Source organism: Leptogranulimonas caecicola, assembly GCF_023168405.1.
Classification (GTDB): domain Bacteria; phylum Actinomycetota; class Coriobacteriia; order Coriobacteriales; family Atopobiaceae; genus Leptogranulimonas; species Leptogranulimonas caecicola.
Window position 1 is genome coordinate 1646955 of the sequence record NZ_AP025285.1, and the last position, 15715, is coordinate 1662669.

Annotated in this window: 17 protein-coding genes and 1 tRNA gene; all 18 read right to left on the minus strand. The window is 56.8% G+C overall.

Annotated elements, in window-relative coordinates:
* Window positions 1–13 precede the first annotated feature (13 nt).
* The 18 genes from rsmA to OR601_RS07305 all read right to left on the minus strand — a co-directional run bounded on the left by rsmA (window position 14) and on the right by OR601_RS07305 (window position 15709).
* Window positions 14–1075, minus strand: coding sequence for a 16S rRNA (adenine(1518)-N(6)/adenine(1519)-N(6))-dimethyltransferase RsmA (gene rsmA, locus OR601_RS07220; protein WP_265591535.1), 1062 nt, complete (start codon window positions 1073–1075; stop codon window positions 14–16).
* A complete protein-coding gene (gene metG / locus OR601_RS07225) occupies window positions 1075–2709 on the minus strand; it encodes a methionine--tRNA ligase (protein ID WP_265591536.1) in 1635 nt (544 codons plus the stop codon). The genes rsmA and metG overlap by 1 nt, the downstream gene beginning before the upstream one ends.
* 142 nt (window positions 2710–2851) lie before the next feature.
* On the minus strand, window positions 2852–3718 hold the full coding sequence (rsmI, locus tag OR601_RS07230) for a 16S rRNA (cytidine(1402)-2'-O)-methyltransferase (protein ID WP_265591537.1): 867 nt from the start codon (window positions 3716–3718) through the stop codon (window positions 2852–2854).
* A complete protein-coding gene (locus OR601_RS07235; protein ID WP_265591538.1) occupies window positions 3718–4761 on the minus strand; it encodes a glycoside hydrolase family 5 protein in 1044 nt (347 codons plus the stop codon). The genes rsmI and OR601_RS07235 overlap by 1 nt, the downstream gene beginning before the upstream one ends.
* Window positions 4762–4950: 189 nt before the next feature.
* A complete protein-coding gene (locus OR601_RS07240; protein ID WP_136011996.1) occupies window positions 4951–5205 on the minus strand; it encodes a hypothetical protein in 255 nt (84 codons plus the stop codon).
* 540 nt (window positions 5206–5745) lie between these two features.
* A tRNA-Phe gene (locus OR601_RS07245) sits at window positions 5746–5821 on the minus strand.
* Window positions 5822–5856: 35 nt separating this feature from the next.
* Window positions 5857–6750: an FHA domain-containing protein gene (locus tag OR601_RS07250; RefSeq protein ID WP_265591539.1), complete on the minus strand. Its 894-nt coding sequence runs from the start codon at window positions 6748–6750 to the stop codon at window positions 5857–5859.
* Window positions 6747–7223 (minus strand): DUF192 domain-containing protein, encoded by a 477-nt coding sequence (locus OR601_RS07255; RefSeq protein ID WP_265591540.1) that lies wholly within the window; start codon window positions 7221–7223, stop codon window positions 6747–6749. The genes OR601_RS07250 and OR601_RS07255 overlap by 4 nt, the downstream gene beginning before the upstream one ends.
* Window positions 7224–7316: 93 nt before the next feature.
* Window positions 7317–7790, minus strand: coding sequence for a TadE/TadG family type IV pilus assembly protein (locus OR601_RS07260; RefSeq protein ID WP_265591541.1), 474 nt, complete (start codon window positions 7788–7790; stop codon window positions 7317–7319).
* Between the two features lie 44 nt (window positions 7791–7834).
* Window positions 7835–9868: a hypothetical protein gene (locus tag OR601_RS07265; RefSeq protein WP_265591542.1), complete on the minus strand. Its 2034-nt coding sequence runs from the start codon at window positions 9866–9868 to the stop codon at window positions 7835–7837.
* A 91-nt stretch (window positions 9869–9959) separates the two neighbouring features.
* Window positions 9960–10535 carry a TadE family protein gene (locus tag OR601_RS07270; RefSeq protein WP_265592390.1) on the minus strand — a complete coding sequence of 192 codons (576 nt, stop codon included), beginning with the start codon at window positions 10533–10535 and terminating at the stop codon, window positions 9960–9962.
* On the minus strand, window positions 10420–10686 hold the full coding sequence (locus tag OR601_RS07275) for a hypothetical protein (protein ID WP_265592404.1): 267 nt from the start codon (window positions 10684–10686) through the stop codon (window positions 10420–10422). Before OR601_RS07275 ends, OR601_RS07270 begins: the two co-directional genes overlap by 116 nt.
* 18 nt (window positions 10687–10704) lie before the next feature.
* Window positions 10705–11247: a hypothetical protein gene (locus tag OR601_RS07280; RefSeq protein ID WP_265591543.1), complete on the minus strand. Its 543-nt coding sequence runs from the start codon at window positions 11245–11247 to the stop codon at window positions 10705–10707.
* Between the two features lie 38 nt (window positions 11248–11285).
* Entirely contained in the window at window positions 11286–11435 is a 150-nt protein-coding gene (locus OR601_RS07285) for a Flp family type IVb pilin (protein WP_265591544.1), read from the minus strand.
* A gap of 104 nt (window positions 11436–11539) precedes the next feature.
* Window positions 11540–12175 carry a type II secretion system F family protein gene (locus OR601_RS07290; protein ID WP_265591545.1) on the minus strand — a complete coding sequence of 212 codons (636 nt, stop codon included), beginning with the start codon at window positions 12173–12175 and terminating at the stop codon, window positions 11540–11542.
* A complete protein-coding gene (locus tag OR601_RS07295; protein ID WP_265591546.1) occupies window positions 12172–13092 on the minus strand; it encodes a type II secretion system F family protein in 921 nt (306 codons plus the stop codon). Before OR601_RS07295 ends, OR601_RS07290 begins: the two co-directional genes overlap by 4 nt.
* Window positions 13068–14387, minus strand: a complete 1320-nt coding sequence (locus tag OR601_RS07300; protein WP_265591547.1) for a TadA family conjugal transfer-associated ATPase — start codon at window positions 14385–14387, stop codon at window positions 13068–13070. The genes OR601_RS07295 and OR601_RS07300 overlap by 25 nt, the downstream gene beginning before the upstream one ends.
* Window positions 14387–15709 (minus strand): CpaE/TadZ family protein, encoded by a 1323-nt coding sequence (locus OR601_RS07305; RefSeq protein ID WP_265591548.1) that lies wholly within the window; start codon window positions 15707–15709, stop codon window positions 14387–14389. Before OR601_RS07305 ends, OR601_RS07300 begins: the two co-directional genes overlap by 1 nt.
* Window positions 15710–15715: the final 6 nt, after the last annotated feature.

Genomic DNA, 15715 nt, shown 5'->3' on the forward strand with positions numbered 1-15715 from the left:
GTACCTCCTTGGGCTAGAGCGCCCCAAGATCGAAAAGCTTTGAAGTAAGCGTCACAAATTCCTGGGTAGTGAGGGTTTCTGCACGGGCACTGGAAGAGATACCGGCAGCCTCAAAGGCCTGGTCAAGCAACGACTTGTCAAAGCCCAAGGAGCCCATGGAATTACGGATGGTTTTACGGCGATGTGCAAAGGCTGCATCGATAGTACGTACACAGCCGGCGATAAAGGTTGCATCTAGCGGCTCGCCCTGATCGTTGGTGCGCATCAAGCGGTCGAGGCGCACCACTGCGGAATCGACGCGTGGAGGAGGCAGAAAGTTTTGCGGACCTACTTCGAAGCGACCTGTGACTTGGGCAAACAGACCTAATTTCGCCGTGTAAGCCCCATAGGTTTTGGATCCTGGGCTGGCCGCGATGCGATCTGCCACTTCTTTCTGTACCATGCACACAGCACGGTTGATGCCAGGAAGCTCCTGGAAGAACTGCAAAATGAGGGTTGCTGCCACTTGATAGGGCAGGTTTGCCACGAACTTATTTGGTGTATGCGCAAGACCTTCTACCGACAGCTCTCCAATAGCGGCAGAGATGGCATCAGGGGTGACCTTAAGCGCATCGCCCATAAGCAACGCAAAGGGAGTTTCGCCTTGGCCCAGCGTTCCTCGGAGCACTGGCCCTAGCTCACGGTCAGCCTCAATGGCCACCACCACCCCAGCCTGAGAAGCCAGAGCCCTGGTAAGCGTTCCGATACCAGGACCCACCTCCAGCACCACATCTAGCTCGCTCAACTGAGCCAATTGTAGGATGCGGCCTATGACCCCATCGTTTATCAGGAAGTTCTGACCCAGCCGATGCTTGGTATTGAGCCCCCATTCCTCCAGCACTTTGCGAGTGGCCGACGGAGTGGCAAGAGGAGAGAACCTCTGAGGCAGAGAAGGCCTGTTCTTCTCGGCTTGAGACAAGTCGCTGGAAGCACTCTGAGCGGCGCCCGAGGACACAGCCGGAGTTACAAGGGAACCCTCCGGCTGTGTGAGGCTTTCTGTTCCATGATCCTTAGCGGGACCCTGGTGGCGCTCCATTACTTCTGAGCTTTCTTGCGATCGCCTTTTTGCTGAGCGCCCTCTACGACCAGGCGAGGGAACAGCGCATCGCCCTTGGTGACAGGGGCGCCCTGCACAAATTGGCCCCACTCACATAGGGTCTCGAGATCGGAAGCACCGATCTCATCGCCGCAAGAGATACGGCGAAGCACCTCTGCGCTGGTGTTTGGCATAAGAGGCATGAGCAGATGAGCGCTTAGGCGAATGGCCTCAATAAGGGAGCCAATCACAAAGGCAAGCTTGGGTGCGTTGGCGGGATCTTTGGCCAAAGCCCAGGGCTCATTGTCTTCGATGAAGTGGTTGGCACGATGGATGAGCTCCATCACCTCTGCAGCGCCTTCGTCGTAGGCAAAGGTAAACATCTTGTCTACGTAGCGAGTAAGAATGCCATTGGCCTGCTCCGAGAGGGGCGTTTCTACCTTTTCCCAACCCTGTTCCATCACAGGCGTCTTGCCATCAAAGTACTTGGCGCTCATGTTGAGCGTGCGCGACACCAAATTGCCCCAAGAATTGGCAAGGTCAGTGTTATAGACCTGCTCCATGCGAGACCACGAGATACCGCCGTCAGTGCCTGGCTTTACGTCAGTCATGAAGTAGTAGCGATAGCCGTCGACACCCAGCATATTCACTACTGCTTGAGGAGAAACCACATTGCCGCGGCTTTTGGACATCTTCTCTGTAGCACCGGTATCCTCATTGCGCACTGTAAGGAAACCATGGGCGAAGATCTCCTGAGGCACAGGCAGATTGGCAGCCATAAGCATGGCTGGCCAGATGACACAATGAAAACGGATAATGTCTTTACCTACAAGCTGAGCGTTTGCAGGCCAACGATAGGCAAACTCCTCAGGGTCTTTTCCATAGCCAACGGCGGTGAGGTAATTGATAAGCGCGTCAAACCACACATAGGTCACATGCTTGTCGTCAAAGGGTAAAGGAATGCCCCAGTCAAAGCTCGTGCGGCTGATGGAAAGGTCTTTAAGACCACCCTCCACAAACGAAACCACTTCATTGCGGCGGATCTCGGGCTCAACGAAAGAGGGATTGGTGCGATAGAGCTCCAACAGGCGATCCTGGAATGCGCTGAGCTTGAAAAACCAGCTCTCCTCCTCTACACGCTCTAAGGGGCGACCGCAGTCTGGGCACAGATGCTGACCCTCGGTATGGTGCTCTTCATCTGCATGACGTACCTGGGTGTCAGTGAAGTAGGTCTCCTCTGGCACACAGTACCAACCGTCATAGCTTCCCTTGTAGATATAGCCGTTGTCTTTGATAACGTCCATAAGGCGTTGCACGGTCTCGATGTGGCGGTCATCAGTGGTGCGAATGAAGTCGTCATTGGTGATATCCAGAAGTTCCAAAAGCTCTTTGAACGCAGGCACCAGAGAATCACACCACTCTTTAGGAGTCATGTCATGCTCTGCTGCAGCCTGTGCCACTTTCTCGCCATGCTCATCAGTACCCGTTAAGAACATGACGTCATAGCCCATGGACCTGCGAAGGCGCGCCTGCACGTCTGCAATCACCGAGGTATAAGAAGTACCCAGGTGAGGAGCGGCGTTGACATAATAAATGGGAGTTGTGATGTAATACGACGGCTTGGTGTGGTCCATGATCGTCCGTTCAGGTCAGGGGCGCCGGGTATGGGCACCCGTTGTTTTCGCTGTTCATTGTACAAACAACTGAGCTCGTTGGTTGAGAGTGCAAAGTCTCCAAGCGCCTCTCGTCCAAAAGTACCAAGCAGCACTGTGATGATTAGGAGCGCGAAGTCAGCACAAGGTCATAAGCCGCAGAACGCTTGAGGCCGCATAGACGCACGAGTTCTTTTGCCGCAGCGGAAGGGGACAGGCCTTGGGCGAGGAGATCTGCGGCAACCCTTTGAGGATCGAGCTTCTCATCTATCCCCGGCTGCGCCTCCTCGTCTATCTCCCCCACTACAATGACGCACTCTCCTTTGAGCGGGGATCCTTGCTCTTCTTGAGAACGCACAGACTCGCAAAGCTGAGAGGCACTACCACGGCGGCACTCTTCATGCACCTTGGTAAGCTCACGCACCAGAGCACAGGGGCGCTCCCCAAAGACCGCTGCACAGGCATCCAAGGTGGAGACCACTCTATGAGGAGACTCGTAGATCACCAAAGCGCCAGGTATGGCTGAGAGCTGCTGCAGTCTGCGCAGACGAGCTCCGGATTTGCGAGGCAAAAACCCCTCAAAGAAGAAGTGCGATGCCGAAAGGCCAGAAAGCGCAATGGCACAGGTCACGGCCGAAGGCCCCGGTATCACCTCTACCTTGAGTCCTGCATCGAGAGCTGCATCCACCAGCTGCTGTCCGGGATCAGAGATTGCCGGCATGCCTGCGTCTGAGACAAAGGCAACCCGCTCACCGGCTCCCAGTCGCTCTATCACTGCCTGAGCCTTTCGCGCAATGACGTTTTCATCGCAGCGCTCCAGAGGCTTTTTAATCCCCAGGTAGTTGAGAAGCTTGGCAGTCACCCGCGTGTCTTCACAGAGAATCGCATTGGCATTTGCCAAAGTATCCCTCACACGAGGTGATAGGTCAGCCAGATTTCCTATAGGAGTGCCCACCACAGATAGCAGGCCAAAAGTCGTAGATTCGCCCATCAGTCAAACATTCCGCGCTCGAAGGTGGAAAATGCGACACGTGCATCCCATGCGGTAAGTCGAGTCTCTGTTTTCCAGGTTTGGAAGAACCAGCCCTCAGTTTGGCGGAATGCTTGGATTTGCGCGGAGGCGTACACGCGCTCCATAGCCAGGCGCCCCTCTGGGGTAGGGGTTGCCGAGCTCACTGGAAGTGCGGCCGACCACTCTCCTACCACTACCGGCAAGCCGGATCGACCGACCTTCTCGATGGCAGCCACTGAGCTGTCCACGAGCTGGCGGATGCCTGCAGGCCCCGCTGCATCCACAAGATCGTTGTAGTGGTAAGGATGTACGTCAAGCCATACGTTCTTATAACGGCCTTGGGCCATAAAGAGCGACCAACCGTCAGTGCGTCCTGCAGTCGATAGAATGACCGTAGGCCCTTCTCCCGCCTGGCCGCGAATAGCCTCATAGCAATCGCGATAGAAGTTGCGCAGAATGTGCAGCGGGACCCCCGGACTCATAGTGAACCCCTGGCGCTTTTGGGCTACCGGCTCATCTAAAGGCTCAACTCCCAAGAAGCAACTACGATCCGCATAGCGGGCAGCCAAACGAGCACACACCTCAATAACCGGCTTGCGCAAACGACTACCCATGCCAATGACGCTACCCAGAGCCTCTGGTATCTCGTTGCCGCCGGGAATGTCGCCCAGCACCAACATGATTTTGAGGTTTGCCGCCTCTGACCACGTGACCGCACTGTCCACATAGTCTATGCACTGCTCGCTCACTCCAGGCATAGGACCCTCTTTGCCAAAGACAGTCCAAGGCACGGGGAGGCGCACTGCATTGTAGCCTCGATCAGCAATTTGCCTAAAATCCTGCTCTGTAATAAAAGTCTCACGATGGAGGCCCACCACCTTGTGATAGCGCTCTGCCCCCAAGGCATCCAACAAGCCACGGTCATCAAAGGCGCCGGTGGTTGCAAACAGAGATGGTGTGACCCAAGGCTCCGGCACAAGCCAACCGGCTAGGTTTACTCCATACAGCATCTTATGTTCCACGGGGATCGCCCTCCCACGCACGTAAGGTCCTTAGTGTAAAGCTCGCTCCAGCTGTTCTTTCAACCTATCATTCCCAACATGCTGTCAAGCCCACAAACCAAGAACCTCTCTGTGAAACACCGTAGGCGGATAGGGTTTCTAGAGTTTTTTAGACAGCCTTGTCATCTAAACTTGCAACAAGTCCTTGTCCTATGCCATAGCCTCGACAAACCACAGAGGGTTCTCGAAAAAGAGGTAGGTATTGCGGCCTCCTACCGATATGGCATAGCGAATACCAGCTCCACCACATTTAAAGGAATGAGCCTGCCTGCGATCCAACACCTTATCTATGGGAAAGCGACGGCCATCAGGCCATTGCACCTCTAAAGGCACTACATGACCCTCCGTGTCCATCTTAGCAACCACATCTACGTACTGCTTGCGATAGGCACACGACTCATTCATTTAAGCCTCCTTCCTGTTCGCTTACAAACCTCACTGCCAAGTCAACCAAAATCGTGGCTCTTAGTATAGAACGGATGTTCCTATTGAAAAGGACCTCTCGTAAGAAATGCGAATCTTTTTAACCAATTGCGTTAGCGGATTCGTCGCTTTGCTCGGTTCAACTACCTTACGACACAGAACAAAAGTTCTATGTCCTGTCTATAGGACACCTATAGCGCCATGAATATTTGGTGGCGTCCTGTCACAACCCAAAATGCATTGCTGGCGTTTTTCGCGATGTATTTAAACTCCCGTATTTTGCAACAGGCACAGTCTAGCCGGCACCCCTTCCCTCTTTCAGAAGAAGGCATTAGGTCTTCGCACATAACCATATATAGTGGCCCTTAGCTATTGTAAGGGCGATCTCGGCACCACTCTGCCGAGCTCCTCCTGATAGCCGCAAGTGCTTGACCAGATAGAAGAAAACGTTGTCTCGACTCACCCGTGAGTCGCATGAAAAAGAAAAGGCCACCGACTTGACATCGGTGGCCTTGAAAGTTCTGGTGGCGGGGAAGGGAATCGAACCCCTGACACGAGGATTTTCAGTCCTCTGCTCTACCAACTGAGCTACCCAGCCAGACTGCGCTCAAAGCGCTCAATCACTATAACACGTCACTCTCGTGGGTCAAGCACAATCAACGAGAATCGGGCTCCACACAGGTTGAGCACGCTTCCGGGCAACCAAGGCTCACAAACCTCAACGGGCTTATCGTCTAAAAGCGCCTGGTTAACCGAGCCAAGATCGGCCACGAGCACCATTCCATCTTCCACCACTATCTGCACATGTCGGCGAGATATGGCAGCGCTTCGCAAGACCACATCGCAAGAAGAAGCTCGTCCCAGGGTGAGACCCTGAGCCGGTATAGGGATTGTCATTTCCAGACCGCGCCAATTAAGATGCAGCCCATAAGAAATCGACTCGCTTATGGCGGTAAGGTCACAAGTTTCATCTGCCTCGTCAACCTCGGCATCTTCCGGCGAAAATGGCCATTTCCCGCCATACTCACAAGGCAGACCCACGTCATCTTCTGCCGGACCAACCCCAAAAAAAGACAAGCTCTTGACATGCGGGCTTTCAGTCCTCGGCTCCTTGCAAGCTAAATAAGAACCATTTGGCCAACTCGACCCAGATTCCCCACATCCAGAGGGATCGCTGCAATCGTACACAGAGTCAAGCCAAGACGACATATCCTCTTCCCAAGGCGGGGAGGAAGGCGCGGGTTTCTCGGCAGCAAAAGGATCCTCGTAATGCGGCAGATCATCCAAAGGCTCGGAAGCTAAATGCCCACTGCTCTCCCGTGCATCGAAAAATGGGTCATCCCATGAGCCCTCAGAGGCAAAAGTATCAGGCTGTGGGGGTGCAGGAGTGTCAAAGCGGTGGAAGCATCGGTAGCAGACATCCATATCTGAAAAGAGCAGAGATCCGCAATGAGGGCAGGTTTTTGCAGAAAGGGATGTCTCTGGAGGCACAGAAGAGACAGGACTTGGCAACAGCGCGGTGCTCATGAGGGCTCCTTTCTAGGTTGAGGAACGCTTAAAGGGACAGGAGTCTGAGGCGGCCCCGTAAGGAGAGCTGCAGTTTTGACTACCGTGCGCTGAAAGATACCGGGAAATGCGATCACCGTCTCCTCTGCTTGAATATGGTCGCCGCTGTCGAGCCATGGCTCATCAGATCGCGCGCGTTCAAAGGTCCAGAAGGCATTGGGGCACACCAGCAATCTTCGAGGAGGCACGCTGACTTCAGAGCGCAGTACGCGGCCGGCCTCTGAGACAAAGGCGATATCAATGGGTTCTCTGAGGCCAAAGGTGTGTACCGAGCAGCAATGTGGAAACGCCACGAGGCGTCCAGCCCATTCACGAGTGTGCCCCTTAAGGCCTTGAAGACGCTCTTCGTAGTTTTCGAGTACCACTCCGAGAAGCGTATTTCCCAGGTCATCTTTAAAGCTTGAAGAGGTGAGTTTGAAACGTCGATAACGCATGAACATCTCCTTTAACTTATTTGATTCACAACTGGCCTACTGGCTGCAGCGCTGCCAATAGCTCGCCTTGAAACCGCGCTTCTGCAGTGCGCTCTAAACGCCAAATCCCACGGTTCCTGCATCCACCACAGCAATGCAGCGATGCTCCAGAGCCCAAGGGGCCACAAAAGAGGAACCCGCTATCGAGAATGCGCTGGGAATGGGACGGTAGCTCAGCGTGCATACAAACTTGATGCGCCCTGGAGCCAGCGAAGCTATTAAGCCAGATTGCGTCCAATCGATGGGTTCCGCACTCACTTGAACCTCTACTTGAGGAAGATCCAGCGCGTGCTCAATGGCTTCTTTGATTTGCCCCGTCGCTGAGGCTGCATCTTGTTCTCCTGTAGGAGCGCTGCCATAGGCAAGCGCCATGTCAAGTGCAATCCGGTCAAAAGCTGCACAGGCATAAAGGAAAAAGCCTAGGTTAATGACGATAAGAGCCACCACAAGCACTACGGGTATCACCACTGCGAGCTCGACCGCTGCCTGCCCCAAATCTTCTCGTAAAAGGTGCCCAACCTCCCGCACCCATAATCTCTTTACTTGTAGCCAGAGGCCTCTCTTCTCCCTCCTCATGAGCTGCTCAAAAGCTCGCCCAGCCGCACCTTGATAGGTATTGAGAGAGGCAGTCCCGGAATCTCAAGTGTTCCCAAAGTGATCTCTTGCTCCCCTATCCAATCTTGGGCTATGTGGCCAAAAGCTCGTATAAGATCGGCAGCAGAACCTTCTGCAGGCAATTGCTGGAGCACTGAACGCACCCTCGCCCCATCTCCAGATCCGTCTTTGTCAAATACGTCCTGAGTAGCGCACAGCACCGGTTTTCTTAGGCGTAAATCTGCAGGTTCAAAGCCTAGGGTCGCCACCATCTCAGACATCTTGGACTTGAGCCAGCTGGCAGCCCCACCAGCGCCCACCGCATCTAACCCATCAAATAGTTTGTTGGCCGTATCGCCTACCGTTCCATAGGCATCCCCGTAGCCGCAAAGCAACTCACCCCAGAGTGAGGTAACTCCTTGAATCACTCCCGCCACTCCTCCTTCCTCGCCTTGCGTAAGGCTGTCGAAAAAGCGGGAGAGCACGTTGTTTTGGGCCGTTTGAGGGTCGGGCGCTAAAGTGGCGCCCGCTATGGCACATCCAGCCGGAAGCTCCCCTTCACCTGCAAAACCGCTGGTAAGTCCCACAGGAATTTGTGTGCTTCCAGAAATAGCAACTCCCACACAACCCCAGGCTCCAGGAGGACATAGCTTTGGGCGAGGCACCGCCAACTGTTGAAGCACCTGCTCATAGAGACTGCTCTGAGATTGAGCCAGCTCTTTGAGCTCTCCCTGGCTTTGTTGGTAGCGCTTATCGGCCTCTTCAAAGTCTTTGGAAGCTTCGACAATTGTGCGCCAGTAATGCTCGAAGCCATTGGAGATGTTGGTGGACGCAGAGGCGGTGCGTCCCAAGGCTTGCGGGCCCATGTTGCAAACGGGACAGCTAATGCATGTGCCACTATCTACCTCGGATACTGCTGCCAAAGATTGGGCGTTGCCCTGCGCCTTAGGGCAAGAAGTATAGCCGTGGATGTAGCGACTAGAGCCTTCTTGTGTGACAGGCCAGCGCACCTGGGTGTAAAGCGAGGTTTGTTGCATGCTTGCTCTGTCATGAGGCAGCTCAGGCAAGTCGATGGTCTTGGTGCCATCCGGATGCTCTTGATAGGTTCCCTGAGCTGTGGCCTGAGCGGCATATTCAAAAAATGCAAACCGACATGCAGAGTTTACCTGCTCCTCTACAGAGGATGAGGCAGGAGATTCCTGTGCCAGACGTGCCCGATAGTAAGCTCGAGCTCGGTCAAGCGCCACTCCAAAGTTCCACCCATCGGGATGTGCGAAGTGCGGGTTTTCATCGACAGACAAGGAGGCCAATGCATCGGCTCGAGAGTAGAGACAAGAAGGATCATCTAGGCAATCAGCGTGCCAGCCACGCTCAAGAGCCGTATCTCGCGCCTGCTTGTCTTGAGCGGCCTTATTGGATAACTCGGCAGCTTGAGCTACCTGGTCGGCCAGATCATCGGCATCCACATCTTCTGCCAAATCATAGGAAGAACCAGATTCCTGCGGGTACGCAAGAGCTGTCCCTCGGTAGGCGATGCGACCCCTATAGGCATCTGCGGTAGCCCAGGCATTGGTGGCAATCAGGGCTGGAAGGGTACGCTCTAAAGATTGAAGACCGTGAGCTGCGCTTGCAGCAAACTGCCCTCTGCTCTCAAACATTGAGCGACCTCTTTCCACCAGAGAAAGGCCTGCGTTACCCATTCCTGGCACCAGCGCAGTAATGAGACCCGCTCCGCACACCAGCGTGGCGCAGAGCCCCAAAGACAGCACACAGGCATCGCTCACCTGAGCTACCACAGAGAATGCCCCCACCGCCCGAGTCCCCGAGAGAGCGCACGCATCGGCAACCACTTGCACATCGCCTGAGCGTGCCGCCACCCATTGCACCTGCGCCACCGCAAACACTAGGCAGAGACTCACCAGAAGCGCCAAAGCCACCGCTACCGAAGTAAAGCCGCCCTCATCATCAATAAAGGTGGCGATACCCCAGCGGATCTCAGGAGTCCATGACATCGGTCTTTCTGACACACGGGCATCATTGTCAGGACAAGAGCAAAGATTTTCGTTGGGTTTTCCTTGGCATATATACCGTTCATCCTGATTCTTAGGACCATATGGATACCCAGGAGTCATAGGAACCTTCCAACCACGTAGGACGCAGGGTTTCCTGGGCCTGCACTTGAAGGTCGATGCTCTGGCCATCAGAAGCCAAAAGAGCGCTTACAAGTCCCAGCAAGGGCAGCGGCCGAGCAAAGCCCTTTACTGTGACACAGACCCGATGATCTGCCTCGCTTCCTTCGAAGAAAACCTCCCAGCCGCCCTCTCCTCCCTCATGAAATATTTCGAGGTTTGGAATTGCACGGAGGCGTCTTAGGCAATAGGCGCGCAGAGCATCATTCGAGGTAGATGATTTTCTCGTTGCCAGCACGCGGGCAGCCTGCGAAGCCGTATGAGCCATTACCATGCGCGTGTAAAACAGGCAGAGCGGCTGGAGCAACAAAGCAATGACCAGCAGTGCGCAGGGAAGCACCAGAGCAAGCTCTACGGTGGCTTGACCGGACTCTTCAAAAAAGAAGGATGTCTTGGGCTGCCGCCAACACCGAGATTGCCGCTGTCCCAGGCGCCGCCAAGGCGGCCCCTTGCACAGCCGTTCCTGCCATAAGCGCTTTTGCCAGGACACCCAAGCCCGTAAGCAAGGCCAAAAAGGCCGCCAGCGCCACGGCGTATTCCACTGTGGCTTGGCCGCTTTGCTCAGAAACAAGAATCCGTGCCCAACCCCTCTCTTTAGATCGCAGTGATTTCCTTTGGGTATCAACTGGGATTTTGTACATAACTCTCCCACTCCTTCACTAGGAATCACAAAGCTTCTCCCATCTCTCTCGCTCAAATTGCACATGGGTCACCCGGCAGCGCACCTCATCGCCCACCGAGACATCTTTGATGAACGTGAGCGTCACCTCATCGGCCGTCCAGGTGATGCACGACCACAGGTTTCCTAAAAGATCCAGGTAGCCCCCGCGCATCAACGCCGCGCCCTGGGCTTGCCGCGCTTCCACCACCTGCCGCGCCGCCTCATTCAGCGGCTCAGCCACCTCATAGCAATCAGTACACGCTGCATTGGCAGTCAGGCTGGCCAGCTGGGATACCCGCTCGTCTACCCCCGGCGTCCCCTGTGCCACATCCTGCGCATCTGCCACAGCCTCCGTATCATCTGCCCCTGCCGAGAAGCCCTCACCCTCAGCAGTTGCGACTTTCTGGTCGCCTGCAGGCGCCTTTTCGGCTGTGACACCTCCCCCTACAATCATCAGCGCCACGATGCCCAAGGTTACAAGCGATCCCAAGATGCCGAGAAACCCGCGCATCCGCGCTGTGGTTCGCGCGGTGGTCCCCATAGGCTTCTTGGCCGAGAAGTCCTGTGGCGCGCACACTCTCACAGCTGATTGATGCCGTCTGCGATGGAGTTCCACAGCTCTTCGATTCTTCCTCGAAACGCCAGGATGGCCGCGATGGCAATAAGCACCAGCACGCCCACCAAGATGGCGTATTCGGTGGTTCCTTGGCCCGAATCCTCCTGGGCCATGTGTGCCCACCACCCACAAATCCGCCTCTCTAGCTTGGCTAACATCGCTTTCATAACCCACCTTTCCTTTCCACGGATCACTCCCGCTGCGTCCCAGACCGCCGCTAGCCCATCGTCAAAAAGGCCGCGGCCAGAAGCGGCCCCAAAATGGCCAGCAGCAGCGCCGGTACCACCAACGCCCCCATGGGCAGCAACAGCTTTACTGGAACACGCTCGATCTCCTCTTCTACCTGCAGCCGCTGATCCCTCCTCATGGCCGCCGACTGCCGCTCCAACGTGGCCGCCAAAGGCACGCCAAACTCCAAAGACTCAGAGACCGCATCCGCAAAACGGCGCAGAGCCGCCAAATCCAGGTTTTCTACCAGAGCTTCCAACGCCTCGGCCCTCGAGCAGATTCCCAGCGACCACGCCAGCCTTGCTTGATCTAAGCGCTTGGCCAAAAGCGTATGGCTGCGACTCACGTAGAGGTCCAGCGAGGCATCAAAGGGAAGGCCTGCCCATAGGCCCAGGCTCACAATGTCCAAGAACTCAGGCATGGCTTCCAAACAAATCTGGGCGTCTTGGCGACGTGCCCGCTCGGCTTCCCAGGCGGCCAAAGGCCCCCAGCGCTTGAGCTTTTCCACAAGCTCCGTGCCAGGAAGTCGGTTTTTCTCGGCAAGGATCGTGCCTGCAGGCCGTCTACTCACTGCCCAGCCAGCCATCGCCGCAGCCACCGCAGCCAGGAAGAGCCATACGCTCATGAGAGCACGCCTTTGAGCAGCGAGCGCATGATAGCTATGGCGCCCAGGTCTAAAAGAGCCGCCACAAAAAGGCTGCCAAGGCCTATGGGAGAGGCCACTCCAGCGCGAAAATCCGGCGAGATAAGCAGGAGAAGCCCCACCAAAAGCAAGGGAAGCACCATCACCACTGCGGCAGAGAACCGCACTTGGGCCGTTTTGGTGCGAAGCAACGTCTCCAGTCCCTCTTTGTCCTCCACCAGCTCGGCTGAGCGTTCCAGCAGCGGGGCCAAGGGCGCCCCTGTGCGCTGCGACACCAGCAGCGCACAGGAAAGCAAACCTACCGAGGGATCGTCGATGGAGCCGCACACCACATCCAGCGCCTCTTCAACCGAAGCCCCACAGGCAAGCTCGAAGCTCCCCTGCTTGAAGGCCTCTCCCACTTTGCCGCGGCTGTGACGTCCCACATAGCCAATGGCCTGACTCAACGTTTGCCCGGCCCCAAGGCTTCCCGCAAGAGACCTGTAGGCATCGGGGATGGCTTTGGCCATTTGCCGTGCCTGCTGACGCCGGAGCGAAGAGGCCGCCAGAAGCACGCCTCCATACCCCCCTAAGAGCCCCACCACAAACAGCGACGCCGAGCTGCCGAGAAACGCCACCGCCATCCCTGCCATGGGGCCGGTGAGCACCAATGCGCCCCGCGACCGGAGCGGCCCTAGCGTATCCCCGTGATTCCAGGCAAGCTGAGAGAGCCAGTCCGCCGCAGGGGCCACTGCCTCCCATGAACAAAGTTCTTGTGCAAATGGCTGGGCCCCAACGAGCTCCAGCGCGCTTCCTAGGGGGCTTTGACCCACTCTGGCACGGACCTTGCTATGACTCGCCCACGCAAGCTGACATGCGCTGCCTGCCGCAAGGGCTACGCCCCAAAGCCAGAGCGCCATCGTGCCACCTCCTCGTCACCCAGCTGTCCTGTTGCCAACGCTTGGCCGATAAAGGGAGGCTCTTGCACCAGCTGCCAGCGATTATTCGCCTCATCAAAGCTCACTATCTCTGTCAGGCGAACCCCGCCGCCTTCGCTTCGCTCCACCAGGCTGGTAGAAGTCACTCGCCGCTGCCCCTTGGCCAGCCGCTTGCTCATCACGATGAGGTCTACGGCAGTAGCCACCTGCTCCTCGATAAGATCGGCCGGCAAGTCCATGCCAAAGCGCGACATCAATACCAAACGTGAAACTGCTTCTTGGGCACTCCCTGCATGGAGGGTAGTAAGCGACCCATCATGGCCCGTATTCATGGCCTGCAACATGTCGATGGCCTCCTCGCCGCGCACCTCGCCCACCACAATGCGATCGGGGCGCATACGCAAGGCGTTGGTCACCAAATCGCGAATGGTGATGGCGCCTCGGCCTTCGATGGAAGCGCTTCGGGCTTCCAACCTCACCACATGAAGGGCCGCATCGAAGGACAGCTCGGCAGAGTCTTCGATGGTCACAATGCGCTCGCCGGCAGGAATTGCCAGCGATAGCGCGTTGAGCAGCGTGGTTTTGCCAGACCCGGTGCCTCCCGCTACCGCCACGTCTTGCCTAAGACGCACCGCCCAACTCAAGAGCCGTGCGTACCAAGCTGGCAAAGACCCCAGCTCCACAAGCTTTTGCAGCGAGGCGATCCGACCGCTAAAGCGCCTGATAGTCATCACCGGCCCATCAATGGCAATGGGCGCCATCACGGCGTTTACGCGGTCCCCGTTGGGAAGGCGGGCATTTACGATAGGCGAGGACTCGTCCAGCCTGCGCCCTAAAGGGGCCAAGATCCTATCGATCACCAGCATGATCTGATCTGCCGTCTCGAAGACCCGGCGCGCCCCGTGGATCTGCCCGTCGCGCTCAAAATAGAGCGAGCGCGTGCCATTGACCATGATCTCCGTGATGGAGGGGTCGTCCATCAAAGGTTGCAACACTCCCAGACCCAAGATGTCATCGAGCACCTCTTGGACCAGGCCTTCTCGCTCCTCTCCCTCAGTAATCCCAAAGTCCTGGCCGTTGAGCACCGCTTCGCAGGCCACCTTAAGCTCTTCTCGGGCGCGTTCTGGCCGCTCTTCGGTTACCAACCTTGCTACTGCTGACAAACCCAACCTGTCTACCAGGGCTTTTCTAAGCTGTTCTCTACGCTTTCTATCCTGTCCACCCAACGGCTGCTCTTCGAGGACTCCCGCGGCCTGGACGCGCTCCAGCAGGCTCATCAGCCGGCCGCCTTGGCAAAACTAAAGACCGAGCGCCGCCTGACCACCCGCGCATCTCGGGCTTTGCGCGCTTCTGGATGGTCGGGCAGGCGCCCCATCTCTGCCAGCAGCTTGGCCAAGGTGGCCGCACAGGAGTTAGAAAACTCGTTGTCCAACTCGGCTAGCTCCACCGCATGGCCGGAGCTCAGCAGTTCAGAGACATCCACCGTGCCCTCAAGCACCCTAAAAGAGTTGGTGGTTTCCAGCCCCAACGAAGCCCGCGTCATGAACTCCTCGTCGCGGCAGCGAGGGTCGCAGCGATTCATGAGGCGCACGATGCGAGTCCTTGCCACCCCTAGGCGCACGGCCAACTTGGCGGCTCTCGCTAAAGAGCCAATGGCCCCCGCACGCTCGTCTCCCACAATGGCCACGCGGTCGGCCACCTGTACCGCCTGAGCCACCGCATCGGCCCAAACAGAGGAGGTGTCTACTATCACCAAGTCAAAGGCGCGTTTGGCAGCCACTACCAGCTGAAGCGCATGAGGGGCTACCAGCTCGGCATATTCGGGGGCGGCACAGGGACCGTACAGCGTAAGGCCTTCAGTCACCTCTACTCCCGAGCCCGCCAGCGACAAGCGCCCCGGATCGGAAGTGGCGCCCAACCGAATCACATCCATGAGGTCTACGGGAGCCGGATGGCCAAAAAAGCCATAAAGATCGCCAAATGCCAGGTCGAAGTCCAAAAGAGCCACGCGCAGACCCCAACGAGCCGCACACACTCCCATAAGCGCGGCAATGGAGCTTTTCCCCACGCCCCCGCGGGCAGAAGCCAGCACGACTACCGGCGCCCCCTCAGACTCAGTCGCCTCTTGTGTCTCCTCGTGAAGTCTCACAGGAGTCACACCGGCGTCCTCTGGCTCGTCTAAATCCTCGCAGAGAGACTCCTTAAGTTGACCCTTGGGCTCCTGGGATAGCTTTCCGTCCTCTTCCTCAGCCTCTTTTAGAGCCAAAGGCGCCCCAGGAGCCTCTCCCGCAAGGTCGTAGACATCGCTCACACCCACTGCCTGTGCCCAAAAGCGCTGCTCAGGAGTAATGTGCGATGCAACTACCACTACTCGGGCCGCCTGGCCATCACAGGCCAGCGCTGCGCCCAGATTAAAGGGGTCCATCGCAAGCCCCGGACCCACTGCCACAAAAGGACGTCCTCGCCGCGCAACCTCAGCCCGCAGCTGCCAGACATCGGACACAAAGGTGATCGAAGTGCGCGCTCCAACCGGGACTGCACAATGTATCACCTGGGATTTCTCTTGTTCCCCTGCGCATACGATCCAGGTAGCACCCATGGGACC